Origin of the sequence: Enterobacter cloacae complex sp. EB5 (assembly GCF_031432835.1) — a bacterium.
GTDB classification, from domain to species: Bacteria; Pseudomonadota; Gammaproteobacteria; order Enterobacterales; family Enterobacteriaceae; genus Enterobacter; species Enterobacter hormaechei_C.
The window spans coordinates 468,318-487,162 of sequence record NZ_CP133860.1; the positions used below are offsets into that span (position 1 = coordinate 468,318).

The window sequence follows — 18,845 nt, forward strand, 5'->3', positions numbered from 1 at the left end:
TAGGCCGGGTAAGCGCAGCGCCACCCGGCAAAAAACAGAGAGTGCGGACTGATGCCCTCACCCCGGCCCTCTCCCACAGGGAGAGGGTGCAGACACTAAAACGGCAACCCGAGGGTTGCCGTTTGCTTTTACAGAGCCGTCCAGGCTTCAGCCCATGCCAGACCTGCGCCTGGTTCATAGTACGTTGGAGAGTTGTTACACCAGCCGCTGTACGGGAACGGTTTGCACTGGAACAGTTTACCGTGGTTGTTCACGATATCACCGGCGTTGTACTTGCTGTTCGCGCTCCATGCCGGGTAAGACGTATCTTCTCCGGATGGCGTTGCCGCTTTCGCTTTCACGTTCAGCAGGTAAGACGTGGTGCTGCTCAGCTCGCCATCGCTGACGGTCAGGCTCACTTCATACTGCTGCGCCGTCGCAGACTCTGGCGCGGTGAAGGTCACAACCGCTTTGTCCTGACCGGAAACAGTCTGACCATCCTGGGAACGCCAGGTATAGGTCAGCTTGTTGCCATCTGGATCGGTAGAGCCTTCCGCGCTCAGAGAAACCTGCGCACCCGCTTCAACTGCGCCGATCGGACCGGCAATCTGCGCAACCGGCGCGTGGTTCACCACAACAGGCTCGACCGGGGTTTCATCCGGCGTTGGTGTTGGTGTTGGCGCTGGCGTTTCATCGCCAGATGGCGTTGGTGTTGGCGTTACCGGGGTTTCGTCCGGGGTAACGGAAGAACCATCATCGTTAACGATTTTCACGTTAAAGAACTTCTGCACGCACTTGCTATAGTCGCCTTCTTTAAAGGCGCTGAACGGAGTCTGGTAGCCCACCAGCTGGCAAGAGTAGGTTTTGCCGTCCGGGGTATCCGCGCTCCATCCCCAGTCCTGTTCCCAGTAAATCTTCAGGGCGCCTGCGCCACCTTCGTCGAACTGCTTCATGTTGGCGCAACCCAACACCTCGTTCGCCGGAACAGGCACTTTCAGGTAGTTTGCGAACTCTTTGTAGTACTTGATACGGTTCTGAGACTGCGCAATTTCAGTCGGGCCGCCGCACTCAACGCCGCCGTTGATGATCTGGGTGGTCACACCAAAGCCCGGAACCAGACCGTTGGCTTTATCGTGGTCGTTCGGCTGCCATGTACCGTCGATCACCTGCAACATGCTTGGTTTTGGCGGCTGCGGATAGGCGAAGAAGAAGATCGCACTCGCCAGGTTCAGCCAGGTGTCCGCCACCAGCTCAGGTTTGTCGAGCAGCGTACGCACGTCGCCGTACATCGCTTCAGAGAATGGACCGTAGTTATAGTTGTAGGACAACTGTTTCGCCCCACGACCGAAGTAGCTCAGGAAATCGCCGTCTTTATCTTTACCGCAAGGCCAGGTCTGCCCCTGCCAGACGTCCGGGTTACATTCGCCGTTATAGCCGCCCTTCTGCCCTTCGCTCCAGCCCATTTCACGTACGTGGACCAGCGCCTGACGCCATTCGGCTTCCGGACGCCAGCTTTCGTGGCCGCCCGTTTCCTGGGCAAAGTGGGCAAACATGGTGGCCAGCTCTTTGCGGCAGATGGCGTCGCTGTCACGACCGTCATTGTAGGTCTTACACAGCGCCGGGAATTTGCCCACGGCTTTCAGGAAGTTGCTGTAGGTATAGGCCTGCGCACGCAGCGGGAAGAGATATTCCCAGTCGCTGGCTTTCACGATCCCTTCAACGCGTTTAACGTTGTCCGGGTTCGCCGCCCGGCCTGGCTCAATCAGTTCGACCTGCGCGTTATCCAGCGTCTGGATGGTCTCTTTCACCGAAGCCATCAGCGGGAAGTCCGTCAGTTCCTTCTCTTTCTTCGCCAGATCGCTGGCTTTGATGGTGTACGGCTCACTGCTGGTCTCCTTCAGATTCGCAGCCTGGGCCATGAATGGCGCCACGCAGGCTCCCGCAATGAGTACACTCAGTAACGTCCTTTTGTTCATTTCAGTTTTCCTGTTTATTTCAAATTAAATGTTAATATCCCGGCTTAGGTATTACTCCGTTAATACATAAACCACATTCAGCTGTTTTCACTTTTCGAAGAACACCTTCAGGAATTCTTCAAAAATAAAAAACGTTAATAACGTGCTGCTAATTTCAGTTGCTGATATTTGGCCCAGACCTTATGGGCATATTTCATCCTCTGCGGATAATTTTCTTTTTTCAGTCCGGCGTTATATGCGCCAACGGCTTCCCAGTTATAGCCATACACCCTGATCATCCCGGAGAGGATAGAAGCCCCGACCATGATCGAAGTACACGGCTCCGTGATTAATCGGTATTCGTCGATGCCTCTGCTTTCCAGCGCGGAAAAATGCGAACTGTTGATTTGCATCAGCCCGACATCCCGCGTGCCATCGCGGTTTTGCCCAACCGCATACGGATTCATACCGGATTCCACATTCGCTATCGCGTACAGTAAATAAGGATCGACATGATAATAATGCGCCGCTTTATCCCAACAATTTGCCAGTGCGCTTTGGCTTATTATCAATAACAACAAAATCAACTTTTTCATTTTTACCTGCTGACAGTTTCGGTTATTTCTCCTTACCAACATCCTGTAAAATGAATTTTGAATGACTCCCCCTCTGAAGGGGGAGTCATTAATGGGCTAGATTATTTGCAATCTGTTGATGCGCCTTCTTTTACCCATACGTCGCTGTTGGCTGGGTTATCACCACGGGTCCACCATTTCGCACGGTAAACGTTACCTTCATAGGTGGTGGTGTCGCCGCCGTTGTACACCAGGTCAGAACGCCAGTTCATCTTCACGTTGCTCACCAGCTCCCATGCATCCACACCGAAGCCAGGCTGATTGCCCTGAGTCCAGTACTTCGCTTTCCACACCAGATGGTCGAAGCTTACGGTATCGCCACCGTTGTAGATTTTGCTGGATTCCCACGCCGCGTATTTGCTGGCGTTAGCATCCACAGGGGCATCGCAGCTTCCTTTGTCAGACGGAGGAGTCACATCATCAGCCGGAGGGGTAACGTCATCCGCCGGGTTAGTGTCTTCGTCAGCAGGTACCGGTGCAGGCGCCGCTTTCGGATTCACGGTAACCTGGACGTTAGACTGCACGCTGGTCTTACCGTCGCTCACCACCACGCTCAGGGTGTAGGTAGACGTTGAGCTCACTTCCGGCGCCGTGATATTCACGTTCGCGGAGTCAGTTCCGGTGGCGTGCATATCTGCTGGTACGCTCCAGGCGTAGGTCAGCGCATCACCGTCTGGGTCCGCGGCCTGGGCATGCAGCGCATAGGTTTCACCAGATTCAAGCGTGATCGCTTCCATTGGGTTTAAAACCGGTGCCTGGTTAGCTTTCGGCGCCTTGTTCACCACCTGGACATCAATCGCGTTGCTCAGACCTTTTGCATCGGTCACCGTCAGGCGGAACGTCATGGTCTGGTCGGTGGTCGCTGCCGCAACGTTGAAGGTCGCTTTCGCTTTGGTGCTGTTGTTGATGGTGACAGACGGACCAGAGACCTGAGTCCATTTGTAGGTAATCGCATCGCCATCAGGATCGCTGGAAGCAGAGCCATCGAGCGTGACGGTTGCCGGGCCAGACACGTTCTGATCGGCAGAGGACGCGATTGGCGCGTGGTTGGTGACCACCGGATCAACCGGAGTCGAGTCGCTGCCCAGCAGGCTTTCGTTCATCGCATTCAGAATGTCGCCGGTATCAGAGTCGATAGACCACGCGAACAGACCGCCCAGTTTATTGGCCAGAACATACTTGCCTTTCGCCGTGGTTGAACGCGCATCTTCGTACGAGATCAGGTCGCCGGTGGATTTGTTGAAGACGTAAGGGGCTTCAGCGGTCGTGTCGTAGCCGTATTCCCAGCCTGGTTTGCCTTTGTATTCGTTCACGATCTGACGATAGTCAACCACGCCCGGTTCCCAGGTGCCTTTCACCATGCCGGTTGCCGTACCGGTGAATGGATTGTCACCGGTGTAGCCATGCACGCCGGTCCAGCCGCGGCCATACATGCCCGCACCCACCACGATCTTGCCTGGCTGTACGCCCTGCGCAAGCAGCGCGTTAACGCCGTTTTCAGTGGTGTAATCAGTGTCCGGACGCCATGCTGGCGCACGCAGCGCAGCCTGGTGGCCGAGAACGGTGTTGCTCCAGCCGCCGTAGAAGTCGTAGCTCATCAGGAAGATGTGGTCGAGATACTGCTGAGCCGTGGTGTAATCCACGTCTTCGATCTTATCGCGGCCTGCACCGATGGCGCTGGTCAGTTCATAGGTACGGCCCGTCTGTGCAGACAGCTCATTCAGCATGGTGCGCAGGTCGTGCATCAGTGCGGTATAGGTCGCTTTATCCTGCTGCGGGTTGCCGATGGTTTCGGTTACACCGCCACCGCCCGGGAATTCCCAGTCGATATCCACACCGTCAAAGAATTTCCACGTCTGGAGGAAATCTTTCACAGAAGAGACGAAGCGTGCGCGGATAGCCGGGTCGCCCATGTGGAAGAACGGATCGGAAAGCGTCCAGCCGCCGATAGATGGCAGCACTTTCAGGCCTGGATGTGCTTTTTTCAGCGCCATCAGCTGGCCAAAGTTACCTTTGTACGGGTCATCCCAGTTGGAGACGCCAGCCTGTGGTTTTTGCAGCGCAGCCCATGGGTCGTGGATCGCCACGGTAAAGTCAGGACGGCCCTTACAGTCGTTCTGAAGCACGCGGAAGCTGTTACCGCCTTCAATGGTTTTCAGGCCGTCGTTGATGCCGTCACCGCCACAGATTGGAATGAAGCCGTACAGAATGTGGTTGAGGTTTGCCGCAGGGATCTTATCAACCGGGAAGTTACGGTCGTAAACGCCCCATTCCGGGAAGTAGGCCGCAACCACTTTATCGGTATGCTTCGCGAACGCTTTGTTGTTCTCCTGGAGAGACGTATTCAGCGGCAGCAGGTGGCTACCGTCGGTGTCAGCCACAATAATCAGCTTACTGGCGCTTTTCGCACAGCCGCTGGCGTTACAGACTTCAACCTGTTCCTGATAACGCCCGCCTTTTTTCACTTTAAACGTTGCAGAGCCCGTCGCACCGGCTGCGCCGGTCCATACGGTCTGTCCGTCCAGCAGAACTTTCGCAGAAGTTGGCGCATCACCACTCCAGACGTTCCACTCAACTTTTACATCCACGCCATCGTTATGCACTTTGACAAGATTGTTATAATCCTGAGCAGCCTGATCGACTTCCACCAGGGCAAATTTGTCATTGCCATAGCCGATCGTCGGTGCACCTGGCGCTGCTGCAAATGCGGAGCTGGTTGCCGCCGCAATAAAGAGCGCCAGATATTTTGGCTTCATAAATTTCATTTTTATTTCCTGATAAATTTATTTATAACGTAGTAACCCATGTCTTCCGTGAGATCATGGATGCGTTTCGCGTAATGCGTATTTAACCAACGTGAGTGCCGTGAACAAAAAATTGTTGCTGCGTTGTATTCCTCCATTAAAAGATACAAGCCAAATCCCGTGTAGCTTATATCTCTTACGATACACTGAGCGTAAAGGATCGTCCTTTCCTTCCTCCATCAAAAAGATTTATAAAAAATCTTGACCTGTATATTTAAAATGTGAAAGCAATTTGCTGACTAATAAACACCCCTATTCCAGCAAAGGCGAGATAAGGACCAAAAGAAATAGTGAGGTTATTTTTATTTAAATTATTTACGGCGAAATAACCGACAATACCGCTTAACGCTGCCGCCAGTTCAATGGAGGGCAACGCCTGCCAGCCGCACCAGGCCCCCAGCGCCGCCAGTAGCTTAAAATCCCCGTAACCCAGACCTTCTCGTCCGGCGATCAGTCGAAAAGCCCAGTAGAGCAGCCAGAGCGACAGATAGCCCGCCACCGCACCGAACAGCGCATCGCGTAGCGGCAACGTGTGGTCAAACGCATGGAGCACTAACCCCGCCCACAGCAGCGGCTGGGTCAGGCAGTCCGGAAGCAGCTGGTGCTGCCAGTCGATCATGGCCAGCGGCAGTAAAAAAGCCGCCAGTAACCACATAGAGAACAGCGCCTGAACGTCCGGCATGCACCAGGCGGTGATGCCAAAAAACAAGGCGGAGATCAGTTCGACCAGAAAGAGTCGCAGCGGGATCGCGCTGCCGCACTGGTGGCAGCGCCCCCGTAATAAAAGCCAGCTGAGCAGCGGGATGTTTTCCCACGCCGCAAGCGTGTGCTGGCACACTGGACAGTGCGAGGCCGGAAAGAGCAGATTGCCATTCCCCTCCTCATCCATCACCATCCCCGGTACGCGCTCGGCGACAACGCCAAGAAAACTGCCCACAATGCCACCCAGGATCGCACTCATTATCGGGAACCCTACCGGGCAGGCGTCCCGTATCAGCGCGAAGGTATTCATGCGTTTTTTGACCAGGTGAGCTGCACCTGCGCTTTCACGTCGCTGAGGTGGTCAACCGGCGTGAGGTTTATTTTTTGCAGTCTCACGCCGGAGGTCTGATTAATTTCGCGCAGCCAGCTTTTTAATTCATACACATTCACCCGATTCACCACGAACGATAAAGTTTGCCCCTCCTGGCGCTCATCCGTCAGTGAAAGGTTAATTTCATGGGCGCTGTTCTCGACCACCGTACGCGGATTATCCGTTTTGACTAACTGGACCTGAAGATGATTTTTATCAATTTCACTGCGCATCCAGTTAAGCGTCTCTTTTTGTCTTTTAAGCGTCGATTTACTATTTTGAATCATATTATCCAAGGGGATCACTCCTGTGTAATACACCGCTGCCCCCACAATGGCAACGGCACATATTTTTAAAATAATTTTTTCCCGGGCGCTGTAATTCTGATAGCGCGCTTTCAGCTGCGCGATTCGCTCTTTCATTTATGTTTCCCTGCGATCATGGCGGTATACGGTTCGGTTGTTGAAACAGGCTGTAAGGTAAAATCAAAATTCTCACGGGTCTGGTTAACAAACGCCTGCAACGCGGGCTGGTTTTGCGCGCTGACGCTGAGCGTCAGGGTGTTTTGCTGCGCATCGTATTCCAGCAGATCGATCTCCATCGCAGGGACTGCCTGCCGGGCTTTCTCCAGCTCATCAAGCTGAAGAAAGAATCCCTTGCTCTGTTTTTTCAGGCTTTGACCAAAGTGATATTTGATATTGGTCTGCTGACGCATGCTGGGGAAATGGTGCTGATAAACCTGGACTATCTCCTCCTGCACCCGATTTTCCTGCTGCACCAGCATCCAGGCCATCGCAATGCGTGGCCCCAGCAGCAGACCAACAGACAGCACGCCCGCCGCCACCATCGCCGCTTTCATACTTTTCGCCGCCCGCCCATGACCGGCCTTAAGGCTGAATTCACCGTGAAGCAGGTTAACGCGACAGGTTTGCCACTGCGGCTGGATCAGCGCCAGCGGATGCTGCCAGGCATGCTGCACGTCAACGTGCACCTTCGCAGGCGCATCGCCGTAGCACCACACTTCCCCGACCCCGGCTTTCTGCATTAACAGCGGCAGCAGGGTTGCCTCCATTTCACCCGCCACATGGGGCGATAAACGCAGCCAGTAGCCATCATCCTGCGCGACCAGCGTGCTGCCCCCTGCCGTCACGGGCAAGAGCCAGGCATCAGGCAGGGCCTGAATCACGTTTAATCCGGCCTCCTGACAGCGGGTTAATGCCGCGCGCAGGCGGTCGGCGTCAATGGCCACGGCGTCGACGTCGGCGCCTTTTTTGTGGAGTACCGTCCAGTGGAGGTTGTCCACGTCGCCAATCAGCGTCTCTTCCGCCATCCACGAGAAGGCCATCGCCTGAGAAGCCACCTTTTTCGGCAGCGTAAAATGGCGGAAAATCATGTCGCTGGCGGGCAACAGGAGACAAACGCGCGTAGCCAGGGGGTGTTCGGCCAGCATCTCCAGGCTGTCGACCACCTCGACGCGCTCGCTGCCGGACTCACACCACATTATTTTCCCGCCCTCGCGGCTGTCGGGACGAACAAAAAGTACCTGTTTCATAACGTTCTACTTTTCTTATTCAATCATTCGGTAACGACGCTGCCACGTCACGATCTCACCGGCTTCGTTATTCACCTGAAGCTGGCTGACCACGCGAAGCGTTAATTCATCGGTATTGCCGGTGTAATTCACGCGGAAGTACCGGCTGTTTATAGAAAATTGATCCGCCACCTGCGGGAGATCGTCTTTTAACTGCGGGAAGGCCTGCTCCAGCGCTTTGCTGAACGCTTCCATATTTTCCCAGCCCGATTCCGGACGCGCATCCAGCAGGCGAACGGCGTCATCCCGCGTGAGTTTTCCCGGGAACATGGCCGCCAGCACGGCGGCCTGTTCCGGTTGCAGGGTGTTGACATCGACCTTGCTGGCGGCATCCGGCAGCGCGCATAACAGCTTGCTCACCTTCGGATACGCCGTAACAGGGAACGCCGGCAGCAGTTTGATTTCCGCGATGCTGCGCATCATCTGATTTGCCGGTTGCCGCGCGGGCACGACGCCAGCCCACGCATCGCTTTCGGCCCCCTCTTTCGCCGTGGTGCTGTCACCATCGAGATAATCCACCAGCTGGAAATAGACTTCCTCCGCCGTGCCCGGGCTGAGGCCGCTTTCCGTCAGGAGTTGTTCAACAATCCGCTCTTTACGCGGTTTTTCTGCCACCGCGGGAGCGCTTTGCCCCTGGGGTGCGACGTCGGCGGTCAACAGGTTATTGACGTTAAAGCAGTCCTGCGCATCTTCCACCTGGCTCACGACCGTATAATCTTCACCCTGCGTCTCCAGCGGCTGATGCCAGTCGCCGTCCAGGGCCAGCGGCTTGCTCTCGCCGCTGGCGTCGGTCTGTAACCGGTCCTTCACCACTTTTTCCTGGGCCTGCATCGCCCAGCGCAGCTGCTGCTGGCTTACCTGATAATGCGTTTTCTGCAAATTACGGCAGAACTGCTGGCTGATTTTGGCGGCCAGCGCCGACATCATCACCAGCAAAATCAGCACCACCAGCAGGGCGACGCCCTGTTGTTGACGGATCCGCTTCATGGTCTGGTCTCCGGCGAAGGCGCTGGCGCAGGGGCCGCATCCGGGGTCGGCGCAGGCGCGTCGGCGGCTTTCTCTGGCGCTGCGGCAGCGGCCACCTCCGGCATATCACCCGGCGTGGTGAACACCCAGCGCCAGGTATCCCCGTTTTCCATCGTCAACGTAATCTCCACGCCGTCCGGCAGATGGGCGGCGTCGTGCCAGGCTGTCAGCCAGCCCTGACGATAAAACCGCCACTGCAATGATTTTACGCCGCTGACAATCGGCACTTCGTCAGGCTTAACGTCCGCCGGGCCGTTAATGACCGGCCAGACGTCGCGATACAAACGCCCCTCTTCCAGCCGCCAGCGCACGCGCTCCAGCTGGACCGTTCCGCTCACGCCATTCAGGGTGGTCAGTTCAAGGGCATCGCCCTCCTGACGAAACAGCTCCGGCTCATTACGCGGGGCGCGCGCCTGGAGCTGGAAAAAATCACGCTCCATCAGACTCCAGGCACGCTGAAGCTGGTTGAGCTTTGCGGCGCTGGCATCCGTCGCCGAGCTGGTACGCATCGCGCCGTCCAGAATTTGCCAGGCCAGGGTGCTGATCACCGCGAAGATAGTCAGCGCAATCATGATTTCCAGCAGGGTAAATCCGCGCTGGCGTCGCGTTTTCTTCACTTGCTCTCTCCCGGCGGAATGATGCGCAGGGAAATAACCGGCTGGCTCTCATCGCCTTCCGCATACACGCGTAGGGTATTCGCCCAAACGTTGTCGGCGGTTTTCACCCGCTGCTTACGCCAGTTCCAGCTGCGCCCGCCCATGATTTCCGTCCCCTGCTGTTCAGCATCCGGGAAGTCAGTTTTCGTGAGCTGTGCTTCCGCCAGCTGGTTTTCCGCCACCCAACTGGCCTGCAAGGTATCGGCCAGGCCGTGGGTAAAACGCACGTTCAGGGAGACCGAGTTCATCAGCGCCAGCGCGGCGGTGGAGAAGATCACCAGAGCGACCATCACCTCCAGCAGCGTCATCCCCTTTTGCTTTTTGTTACCGTTAGCCATCGTTTTCTACCGATACCGGCGCCGCACCTTGCGACACCACGCGGAAATGGTGCTGTTTGTCGTAACTTTGCAGCGTCAGCGTAAAGCGGCTGATTTCACCGTCCGGTAAAAAGATCACCTGCGGCTCGGACGTCACCGTCGCGGCCAGGCGCTGCGGCGAGAGCGACACGTGCATCTCTTCCGGAAAATCACCTTTGGTGGTAATGCGTCCGGCAGATAATGGCACCCAGTGACGCTCGCCATTTTTATCGGCGATCGTCACCAGCTGATATTTATCGGTGGTGATCACCAGCCCGACAATATTTCCGTCCATCACCGCACGGTCTGAACCATAATCAACGAGTGCTTTTAATTGCTGGCCAAATATATCCGCGCCGCTGCGCGAAGGAATGGTGGAGACCACCATCATGGCGCAACTGGCAAATATCACCAGCGCCAGAATAATTTCCAGCAACGTAAAGCCGCGTTGATTTTTCATTATTTCTCTTTCTTATCCAGAGACCAGTTGGTAATGTCATCGGCGGTATTGGCTTCGCCGTCCGGACCGGCTGAGAAGACGTCCACCGCGCCGTGTTCACCCGGGCTCACCAGAATATAATCATTGCCCCAGGGGTCCTGCGGCAGGCGACGGATATAGCCGTCCGTGCGGTAGCCGTTCGGGATTGGCGCGATTTCAGGTTTGGTCACCAGCGCCTGTAACCCCTGCTCTGTGGTCGGGTAGCGGTGGTTATCCAGCTTGTACATATCCAGCGAGCCTTCGAGCGCGACAATATCGCTGGTTGCTTTTTGCGTATCGGCTTTTTCTTTATTGCCCATTAAATTTGGCACCACCATACTCGCCAGTACGCCGAGAATAACAATGACCACCATTAATTCGAGCAATGTAAAGCCCGCCTGGCGAGCCAGGTTTTTACGTTTTAAAGCCATGATTTAACCTACCATATTATTAAGTTGCAGAAGCGGTTGTAATATTGACAGCACGATGAATAAAACAATCGTCGCCATGGATACCACCAGCGCCGGTTCAAACACCGACAGCGTTAATGTAATTCGATGTTGTAAGGCCGATTCCTGGTTTTCCGCCGCGCGATCCATTAAATTACCTAATTCCCCGCTCTCTTCGCCGGAGGCAATCATATACAGCATGGTGGGCGGGAATAATTTCGCCTGTTCCAGCGCCGCATACAGCGACGCCCCCTGGCGCACGGTGTCGGCGGCCTGCTCCAGCACCTGCCGGGCATAGAGGTTTTCGATACCGTCCATCGCGATATACATCCCCTCCAGCAGCGGCACGCTACTGGCCTGCAAAATGCTCAGGGTACGGATATAGCGGGCGCTGTTGATGGCGCAGACCAGCTTTTTAATCGGCGAGCCGTTCACCAGCCAGCTGTGCCAGCGAAAACGGTTTTTGGCATTCCTCAGCCAGGTTTTGAAGCCGATAAAGCCGCCGCCCAGAATGCCCACAATATAAATGCCCCAGGCTTGCAGGAAATCACTGACCGCAATCAGCGTCCGGGTGGTGATCGGCAGCTGCTGCTTCATGTGGGTGAACTGCTCAATCACCTGCGGCACCACCGCCACCAGCAGGATGCTGATAACCGCGATGGCGACCACGGTGAGGGTTATCGGGTAGACCATTGCCTGCGTCAGCTTGCTTTTCATCTTCTGGCGCTGCTCGTTGTACTCCGCCAGCTTTTCCAGCACGTCGCCCAGGTGACCGGTCTTCTCCCCGGCCATCACCAGCGTGCAGTAAAGCTTGTCGAAGGTGCGCGGAAACTGGCTGAAGGCATCGAACAGGGTGTGGCCTTCCACCACCTTCTCGCGGATCTCCACCACCATCGCCGCCAGCTTTTTGTCTTCCGTTTGCTTTGAGATCGCCTTCAGCGCGCTCTCCAGCGGCAGCGCGGCGTTGACCAGCGTCGAAAGCTGACGGGTAAACATCGACAGTACCGGGGTGGAGAGCTTCGCCCCGGTTTTCGCTTTCCCGCCTGCCGCCGCCTCGCGGGTTTCGGTGATGCTGACGGGTATCAGCTTTTGCTCGCGAAGCCACTGGCGAACCTGCTTCTGCCCCTCGGCCTGTAACGTCCCGCGCTGGGTTTTCCCCGCGGCATCCGTCGCTGTCCAGGCGTAGAAAGCCATTACGCATCCCCCCCACGCTCGGCGGTGACGCGCATGACTTCTTCCAGAGACGTCACGCCGCTAATCACCTTCAGCAACCCGTTTTCACGCAGGCTGTAGGCCTGCTTAAAGAGCTGCGTTTCGAGGGACATTTCGTCCTTATCTTCATGGATGGCGCGGCGCATGGCGCTGTCCACCACCAGAAATTCATGGATACCGGCGCGGCCCTGATAGCCGCTCTGACGGCAGTGTTCGCACCCCACCGCGCGGTAAATCGCTTTTGGCGGCGCGTCCATAAAGCTGAACAGCGCTTTTTCATTGGCGTCCAGCGGACTGGTGGTGCGGCAGTGCGTACACAGCCGACGCACCAGACGCTGGGCAATGACACCGAGCAGCGATGAACCGATTAAAAACGACTCCAGCCCCATATCCCGCAGACGGGTTATCGCCCCTGCGGCACTGTTGGTGTGCAGCGTCGACATCACCAGGTGACCGGTCAGCGACGCCTGCACCGCAATCTGGGCGGTCTCACCGTCGCGAATTTCCCCGATCATCACCACGTCCGGGTCCTGACGCAGAATGGCGCGCAGCCCGCGGGCAAAGGTCATGTCCACGCGCGGGTTAACCTGCGTCTGCCCCACCCCTTCCAGCTCGTACTCAATCGGATCTTCCACGGTCAGAATGTTGCGTTCGTGGCCGTTCAGCGCCGAGAGTATGGCGTACAGCGTGGTACTTTTACCGGAACCCGTCGGGCCGGTAACGAGGATGATCCCGTGTGGGCGGTCGATCAGCCCTTTCAGCTTCTCCAGCTCTTCATCAATCAGCCCCAGCTTGTTGATGTCGGGCTTGAGATTGCTTTTATCGAGCAGGCGCATCACCACGCGCTCGCCGTACTGGGACGGAATAGTCGACACACGCACGTCGATGGCCTTGCGACCGATGCGCAGAGAGATACGGCCATCCTGCGGCAGACGTTTTTCGGCGATGTCCAGTTTCGACATGACCTTGATACGCGACACCAGCAGCGGGGCGAGCTTACGCGCCGGTTGCAGCACCGGGCGCAGCACGCCGTCAACGCGAAAGCGAATGCTCAGGGTGCGCTCGAAGGTTTCGATATGAATATCCGACGCGCCGTCCTTTACCGCCTCGCCGAGAATGGCGTTGATCAGGCGGATCACCGGCGAGTTTTCGTCGTTATCGAGCAGATCTTCGTTATCCGGGATCTCCTCGGTTAACGCCATCAGATCGATATCCGCGTCCATATCGTCCACCAGCTGCTGCGACACGCCGCTGCTCTGCTGCCAGATTTTAGCCAGCATCTCGTCAAACGCTTCCGGCGCCAGGGTGATCGGGACGAACGCGCGTCCCAGCACCCGGCGCACCTCCAGCAGTGCTAATGCCGGGGTGTCCTCACGGATATAGACGTCATTGTTGTAAAGCAGAACGCCGTTATCTTTTGCGTAGTTGCTGCTACACAGGGTTTTACTCAGTTCGTCCACGGTATCCCTCCGCCTTACTCTTTGAACGGATTGCGTGCCGCGGAGGTTTTCGCGGGTGCGGCGCTGGCGGCAGGGAACGCTGGCAGTACGGCGTTATCCGTCGGTTCAATAATGCCCAGCTTCTTCTCTTCCGCTCGCTGCATCTGGCGCACCCGGATCTGGTCATATTTCTCTTTCGAGGCTGCGCTGTAGTTGTCGTCGTCACGCAGGACGGTGGTATGAATAAACACCATCAGGTTGCGTTTGGAGGTATCCTGCGAGGTGTAGCGGAACAGCTGACCGACCAGCGGGATATCGCCCAGCAGCGGCACTTTGGAGACCGACTGTTTGGTCACATTTTCCATCAGGCCGCCGAGCACCACCGTCTGACCGCTGTGGACCATCACTTCGTTATTGATCGTGCGCGTGTTGAAGGTTGGGCCGAGGCTGGAATCTTCCGTCGCGCTGTTGTCAACGCTGGACACTTCCTGCTCAATCTTCAGGTGGATCATGTCGCCATCGTTGATTTGCGGCACAATCTTCAGCTTGGTCCCCACGGTTTTACGCTCAACGGAGTTAAACACGTTGTCGCCGCTGGTGGTTTGCGAACCGGAAAGCACCGGCACATCCTGACCGACGTTGAACGACGCTTCTTTGTTATCCAGCGTGACCACGCTTGGCGTGGAGAGGATGTCGTTTTTACCGTCGGTAGAGAGCGCGGTCATCAGCGCACCGAAATCACCGTTGAAGAAGCCGGTTGCCAGGCCAGTGAAGCTCGCCCCCTTCATGGTGCCATTTTTGATCTGGCTGATTGGCAGGCCGGTTGAGCCAAACTGCACGCCGCCGTGTTTGCTGGTCCACTGCACGCCAAGATCCAGGCCGTTGCCGTCCTGCACTTCGGCAATGATCGCTTCCACCAGCACCTGCGGACGGCGAATATCCAGCTTGTCGATCACCTTCTCCAGGGAGTTCATCACGTTAGGCTGCGCGGTGATCACCAGGGAGTTAGTTGACTCGTCGGCGGTAATATTCAGGTCGGTTGAGGCGCTCGCGGTTTTCGCTTTGGCCGCGCCCGGCTTGTCTTTCAGCTGCTCGCCAATCCCGGTCAGCACCGGCACCACTTTGGTGGCGCTGGCATATTTGAGGTAGAAGACGCGGGTGTTCCCCTCGTTATTCTGCTCGCGATCCAGCTGATGGATAAGGGAACGGGTACGCGCCCGCGCATCTTCCGAACCGCTGATCACCAGGCTGTTGGTTTCGTCATCCGCCACCACCTTGGTCGCCAGCTGCGGCGCGTTCTGTCCTTTCTGCTCTTCGTTGTTGAGGTTATTCAACATTTCCGAAAGCTCTTTGGCAGAGGCAAAGCGCAGCGGGACGATTTCGCGGCGCTGAATGCCGTCTTTATCGACGCGCTGCACCAGATCCACCAGGCGGTTCACCACCGAGGCTTTACCGGTTAACAGCAGGACGTTGGACGGCTCAAAGTGCACCACGTTCCCGATGCCGGTGGCATCGTTGAGCTGACGCAGCAGCGGGGCCAGTTCGCGAACGGGTACGTTTTCCATGCGCACCACGCGGGTGATGATCTCGTCACCTTTGCCCGGGTTCTTGCTGTCAGCCAGCGGCGCACCGGCGGTACGCGCCACGCTTGAGCGCACCACTTTGACCATGCCGTTGTCCATCGGGATCACCGACAGGCCATAGAGATCCAGCACGCTCAGAAAGAACTGGTAGTACTCATCTTCCGTCAGCACGTTGTAGGTTCGGACCGAGACGGTTCCCTGGACGGACGGGTCGACCAGAATGGTTTTGTTGAGATTGCGACCTACCGTATCGATAAACTCGCGAATATCAGTATTTTTAAAACTCGCGCTAAAGTTAGCTGCAAGCAGCGAACCGGAATATAACGACAATGCGGTCAGCGCCACGCACGCCCAGGGAAATTTTTTCATGTCTGCACACTTGTTAATTGTTTAGAACATTAACCCGAATATTTTCAAGGTGAGCGTGACGCCGTACGACGACCTCCGCTTCTTTCATTTTCGACCAGTTGGCAATAATGCTTTTCGCTTTTGCTTCATCGGTCATATCGACAGAGTTAACCTGAATCGCCACATCGCCTTTTTCCAGACCTGACTGACTGTAAAAGGCGGAGGCATTCCTTGGATTTATCCTGTAGCCTTCCAGTCGGCCTTTTTCAATGATGGGTTTTAACACCAGATAATCATCAAGATGCAAACTGTCTGCGCCAGCATCTTTCGTCGATTTTGTAACCGGGCCGCTATCCACGCCACCCTTAAAATAGTCCGGTTTATTTAACGCCAGTACCTGCGTAGCACCTTCATAATTAACCACCACATTATCTTTGTTTATTTCCTGAATAAATGCGTCGTTAAATCCGGCGAGAGGTTCACCCTCACGGTAGCTTCGCTGACCGCCTGGGGTTTTGATAACAGCGAAGGAGAGCCAGGCGTCATCACTGCGTACAATGCCCTCTACCTCCGCTGCCAGCGGGGCTTTTGCCGCATCCGGTAAGTTCTCCTGACGGACGGCAGCCGTAAAAAGCGTGAAGGGTTTCTCTTCGCGCGCTTTTTTCAGCGGCTGTAGATCAGATTTAGCCAACTTATTCGTAACTTTTTTATAATCTTTTAAGGTGAGATACCCTTGCTGGCCGCTAAAAATGAGCAGCACAAACATAATACAAGGCGTTATCCACCGTGACAGAAATGAGAACCTCATTTTTTATCCGGCCTATAGCAAAGCAAAAATAAGCAGCGTCATACTGCGCCAATATGGAGGAAAATAGTAATAAGCTGTTGCAAATACGACCACTGACTTCGCCACCAACTTTCATACAGAAAAATATTGACCGTATAAAATCCAGATGTTAGGCGCGGCCAGCTGGATATTTTTACCCTGTCTGCAAATTGACCGCTCAGGGGGATTACCTTACTTTCTGCTGCTGTTGCTATTCCTAATCAGAGACGGTCAGTCGTTATGTATCAGAGCCACTTTAATTTTAAAAATCCGCCATTCAGGACAATCACCCGTTTATCCGGTGATTTTCTGGTGCCTTATCATCAGGACGTGTTCAACCTGCTGAAAGAGAAAACCCAGCTGGCGGGAATTATCGGGCTTTTTTGCGACGATGCTCCGCTTCTGAGCCACTTCATCGACGCGCTGAAAGCCAGCAACCCTACCGTTCTTGCCATCAACGCATTTCCCAAACTGAGTTCCAGTAGCCTGCTGTACAAACTCAACCCGGGAACGAAAGCGATTAAAGATCGCATGCAAGCGGTGGATGCCGTCCTGCGCCAGTGGCAGGAGGGGAAAGCAAAATCCCGAGTGCTGACGATCGCCCATTCCGAAGCCATGAAGGAGAGCTGCCGTGAAGTCCTGGGAACGTTGCTCACGCGCGCCCAGGAGCTGAACTTCCGGCTCGCCGTGGTGCTGACGGGCACGGCGGATCAGGAACGCCTGCTAAAGCAACCTGAACTGCGCGAATATACGCACACCCATCATGTCCTGCGCCCCCTCACCTGCCGCGAATACCTGAGCTATGTGCAGGCGCAGTGCGAAGAGCACGGCTGTGAACATTCGCCGTTGCCGCCTGCCCGCGTGCGCAAAATGCACACGCTGACCAAAGGCAACATCAGCAAACTGAACGAACTGGCACACCTGTCAATGCTCGCCGCCTGGACGGAACGCGCGGCGCAGGTCAGCCCACGCCATTTACGTCTGGCGGCGGGAGAGATCCTGCCCGCCCAAAAACACGGTAAGCGCCTGGCGACCGTGGGGCTGTTTGCATCCGTGCTGTTTGCCGCCTGCGGCTGGTATTTTTCCTCGTCGATCGGCGCGCGCCTGCCGTTCCAGCTGCCGGTGCCCGTCAGCTGGAAACAGCAGACGCCAAAACCTGAGGCAGCCGTAGTGCCGGTTATCGACAACGAAATGGTTAATCAGCCGGATGCGATGCATCAGCTTTATCTCATGTGGGGGTATGACGCCTCGGCTGAAGATGCGCTGTGCCAGAACGCCGCCAAAGTGAATCTGATGTGTAAACAGGGGAACGCATCGCCGGAGACGCTGGCGCAGGAAGGGTATCCGTGGGTCAGTGAACTGAAAACCAGCGACCATCTTAACTATGCGGTGGTCGCCAGGGTCGGAGAGACGTCCATTGACCTGTTAATGAATAACCGGACCTGGCAGGTGAGCCGCAGCTGGTTTAACCGACACGCGACCGGCAACTTCACCCAGCTGCACCGCCTGACACCGGAAGGTAAAGACGCGATCGGCGCGGCCAGCGACAGCAAAGACATGGCCTGGCTGGATCAGCAATTAAGCCTGGCGCTGAACCAGCCCGAAACGCATGCCCGGATCTGGACCGCAGAGATGATGAAACGCACCCGCGAGTTCCAGCAAAAAATGCATCTGCACGTGGATGGTATCCCCGGCGAAGATACGCTGATGCAGCTGATGCGCGTGACCAACAGCACGCCGAGCGTACTGATTCAGGCCACCCGCACCACCCCGGACGCGAAAATGCAGGAGAAGAAAGCCTAATGTCGACCATCTGTCTTGCGGCCCAGCGCAGCTATACAACCGGGGAAGCGGTCTGGTTTTCGTACCGCCTCCCCAGCCTGAAAAACGTATTCGGCAAAACGGCGTTATGGCTGGTCGGGCTTTGCGCCATGCTGGTTGTCGGCCTGTATATGCACGTCTACTGGAACCTGCGCCACCCGGCGCCTGAACCGGTCAACGCCAGCGTTGCCAAACCGGAAACGCAGCTTTCGGAAATGCATTACGTGTACGTGAGTAAACCGTTCCCGCATCCGCAGCCTAAAGTTGCGCCAGTGCCTGTTGATGTTCCACCGATGCAGGATCTGCCGATCAACAGTGATGATGCCGACTGGCAGCAGGCGCCCGACGGCGCGGTGCCGCACGATACCTCGCGGGATACCTTACCCGGAACCGAGGCGCATGAGCACGATATCGCTCCCGTCAGCGCGAGCAGTGAAGAGTCATCATTAACAGAATTATTTAAGCAGGCGTTAAAAGAGCAGGAGCAGGATTATTCTCAAGGAAAAATTCCCGCGCCGCCGGTTGACGAAACGCAGGATAATTCACAAGCGAGTGTAAAAAACAGTGGAAATAGCCGTTCCCCTTTCAGTGAAAAAGAAGAACGGCGGGAGTAGG

The 18,845-nt window shown here is 56.0% G+C and carries 17 protein-coding genes; 2 read left to right on the forward strand and 15 right to left on the reverse strand.

Annotation, left to right across the window (positions count from 1 at the left end):
• Positions 1-128 precede the first annotated feature (128 nt).
• The 15 genes from RHN82_RS02320 to gspC form a co-directional block, all read right to left on the reverse strand.
• The gene (locus RHN82_RS02320; protein ID WP_047051801.1) at positions 129-1,955 is read right to left on the reverse strand and encodes a chitinase; all 1,827 of its coding nucleotides are present in this window, start codon (positions 1,953-1,955) and stop codon (positions 129-131) included.
• Positions 1,956-2,089: 134 nt separating this feature from the next.
• Complete coding sequence (gene iagB, locus RHN82_RS02325; RefSeq protein WP_047051800.1) at positions 2,090-2,530, reverse strand: type III secretion system invasion protein IagB; 441 nt, start codon at positions 2,528-2,530, stop codon at positions 2,090-2,092.
• Between the two features lie 101 nt (positions 2,531-2,631).
• Positions 2,632-5,334 carry a glycosyl hydrolase family 18 protein gene (locus RHN82_RS02330; RefSeq protein WP_047051799.1) on the reverse strand — a complete coding sequence of 901 codons (2,703 nt, stop codon included), beginning with the start codon at positions 5,332-5,334 and terminating at the stop codon, positions 2,632-2,634.
• Between the two features lie 253 nt (positions 5,335-5,587).
• Positions 5,588-6,385, reverse strand: a complete 798-nt coding sequence (locus RHN82_RS02335; RefSeq protein WP_047051798.1) for an A24 family peptidase — start codon at positions 6,383-6,385, stop codon at positions 5,588-5,590.
• Positions 6,382-6,867 carry a type II secretion system protein GspM gene (gspM, locus tag RHN82_RS02340; RefSeq protein ID WP_047051797.1) on the reverse strand — a complete coding sequence of 162 codons (486 nt, stop codon included), beginning with the start codon at positions 6,865-6,867 and terminating at the stop codon, positions 6,382-6,384. Before gspM ends, RHN82_RS02335 begins: the two co-directional genes overlap by 4 nt.
• A complete protein-coding gene (gene gspL, locus RHN82_RS02345) occupies positions 6,864-7,997 on the reverse strand; it encodes a type II secretion system protein GspL (RefSeq protein ID WP_047051796.1) in 1,134 nt (377 codons plus the stop codon). Before gspL ends, gspM begins: the two co-directional genes overlap by 4 nt.
• A gap of 15 nt (positions 7,998-8,012) precedes the next feature.
• Complete coding sequence (gene gspK, locus RHN82_RS02350) at positions 8,013-9,023, reverse strand: type II secretion system minor pseudopilin GspK (protein WP_047051795.1); 1,011 nt, start codon at positions 9,021-9,023, stop codon at positions 8,013-8,015.
• The gene (gene gspJ, locus RHN82_RS02355) at positions 9,020-9,679 is read right to left on the reverse strand and encodes a type II secretion system minor pseudopilin GspJ (RefSeq protein WP_059347438.1); all 660 of its coding nucleotides are present in this window, start codon (positions 9,677-9,679) and stop codon (positions 9,020-9,022) included. Before gspJ ends, gspK begins: the two co-directional genes overlap by 4 nt.
• Positions 9,676-10,056: a type II secretion system minor pseudopilin GspI gene (gspI, locus tag RHN82_RS02360; RefSeq protein WP_045348025.1), complete on the reverse strand. Its 381-nt coding sequence runs from the start codon at positions 10,054-10,056 to the stop codon at positions 9,676-9,678. The genes gspJ and gspI overlap by 4 nt, the downstream gene beginning before the upstream one ends.
• Positions 10,049-10,534: a type II secretion system minor pseudopilin GspH gene (gspH, locus tag RHN82_RS02365; protein ID WP_047051794.1), complete on the reverse strand. Its 486-nt coding sequence runs from the start codon at positions 10,532-10,534 to the stop codon at positions 10,049-10,051. The genes gspI and gspH overlap by 8 nt, the downstream gene beginning before the upstream one ends.
• Positions 10,534-10,983 carry a type II secretion system major pseudopilin GspG gene (gene gspG, locus RHN82_RS02370; protein WP_047051793.1) on the reverse strand — a complete coding sequence of 150 codons (450 nt, stop codon included), beginning with the start codon at positions 10,981-10,983 and terminating at the stop codon, positions 10,534-10,536. The genes gspH and gspG overlap by 1 nt, the downstream gene beginning before the upstream one ends.
• 3 nt (positions 10,984-10,986) lie before the next feature.
• Complete coding sequence (gene gspF, locus RHN82_RS02375) at positions 10,987-12,195, reverse strand: type II secretion system inner membrane protein GspF (RefSeq protein WP_047051792.1); 1,209 nt, start codon at positions 12,193-12,195, stop codon at positions 10,987-10,989.
• A complete protein-coding gene (gene gspE, locus RHN82_RS02380) occupies positions 12,195-13,673 on the reverse strand; it encodes a type II secretion system ATPase GspE (protein WP_047051791.1) in 1,479 nt (492 codons plus the stop codon). Before gspE ends, gspF begins: the two co-directional genes overlap by 1 nt.
• A gap of 14 nt (positions 13,674-13,687) precedes the next feature.
• Entirely contained in the window at positions 13,688-15,604 is a 1,917-nt protein-coding gene (gspD, locus tag RHN82_RS02385) for a type II secretion system secretin GspD (protein WP_047051790.1), read from the reverse strand.
• A 13-nt stretch (positions 15,605-15,617) separates the two neighbouring features.
• Positions 15,618-16,349 carry a type II secretion system protein GspC gene (gene gspC, locus RHN82_RS02390; protein WP_047051789.1) on the reverse strand — a complete coding sequence of 244 codons (732 nt, stop codon included), beginning with the start codon at positions 16,347-16,349 and terminating at the stop codon, positions 15,618-15,620.
• Positions 16,350-16,649: 300 nt separating this feature from the next.
• Between gspC and RHN82_RS02395 the strand changes: the two genes are divergently transcribed.
• The gene (locus tag RHN82_RS02395) at positions 16,650-18,212 is read left to right on the forward strand and encodes an ExeA family protein (RefSeq protein WP_047051788.1); all 1,563 of its coding nucleotides are present in this window, start codon (positions 16,650-16,652) and stop codon (positions 18,210-18,212) included.
• Positions 18,212-18,844, forward strand: coding sequence for a hypothetical protein (locus RHN82_RS02400; RefSeq protein WP_047051787.1), 633 nt, complete (start codon positions 18,212-18,214; stop codon positions 18,842-18,844). The genes RHN82_RS02395 and RHN82_RS02400 overlap by 1 nt, the downstream gene beginning before the upstream one ends.
• The last annotated feature ends 1 nt before the right edge of the window (position 18,845 follow it).

Coding starts and splice junctions, on each gene's coding strand:
- gspG (WP_047051793.1), bottom strand. CDS start 10,983: ATGGCTTTAAAACGTAAAAACCTGGCTCGCCAGGCGGGCTTTACATTG.
- gspH (WP_047051794.1), bottom strand. CDS start 10,534: ATGAAAAATCAACGCGGCTTTACGTTGCTGGAAATTATTCTGGCGCTG.
- gspF (WP_047051792.1), bottom strand. CDS start 12,195: ATGGCTTTCTACGCCTGGACAGCGACGGATGCCGCGGGGAAAACCCAG.
- iagB (WP_047051800.1), bottom strand. CDS start 2,530: ATGAAAAAGTTGATTTTGTTGTTATTGATAATAAGCCAAAGCGCACTG.
- RHN82_RS02395 (WP_047051788.1), top strand. CDS start 16,650: ATGTATCAGAGCCACTTTAATTTTAAAAATCCGCCATTCAGGACAATC.
- gspI (WP_045348025.1), bottom strand. CDS start 10,056: ATGGCTAACGGTAACAAAAAGCAAAAGGGGATGACGCTGCTGGAGGTG.
- gspL (WP_047051796.1), bottom strand. CDS start 7,997: ATGAAACAGGTACTTTTTGTTCGTCCCGACAGCCGCGAGGGCGGGAAA.
- gspC (WP_047051789.1), bottom strand. CDS start 16,349: ATGTTTGTGCTGCTCATTTTTAGCGGCCAGCAAGGGTATCTCACCTTA.
- gspM (WP_047051797.1), bottom strand. CDS start 6,867: ATGAAAGAGCGAATCGCGCAGCTGAAAGCGCGCTATCAGAATTACAGC.
- gspD (WP_047051790.1), bottom strand. CDS start 15,604: ATGAAAAAATTTCCCTGGGCGTGCGTGGCGCTGACCGCATTGTCGTTA.
- gspK (WP_047051795.1), bottom strand. CDS start 9,023: ATGAAGCGGATCCGTCAACAACAGGGCGTCGCCCTGCTGGTGGTGCTG.
- RHN82_RS02330 (WP_047051799.1), bottom strand. CDS start 5,334: ATGAAATTTATGAAGCCAAAATATCTGGCGCTCTTTATTGCGGCGGCA.
- RHN82_RS02320 (WP_047051801.1), bottom strand. CDS start 1,955: ATGAACAAAAGGACGTTACTGAGTGTACTCATTGCGGGAGCCTGCGTG.
- RHN82_RS02400 (WP_047051787.1), top strand. CDS start 18,212: ATGTCGACCATCTGTCTTGCGGCCCAGCGCAGCTATACAACCGGGGAA.
- RHN82_RS02335 (WP_047051798.1), bottom strand. CDS start 6,385: ATGAATACCTTCGCGCTGATACGGGACGCCTGCCCGGTAGGGTTCCCG.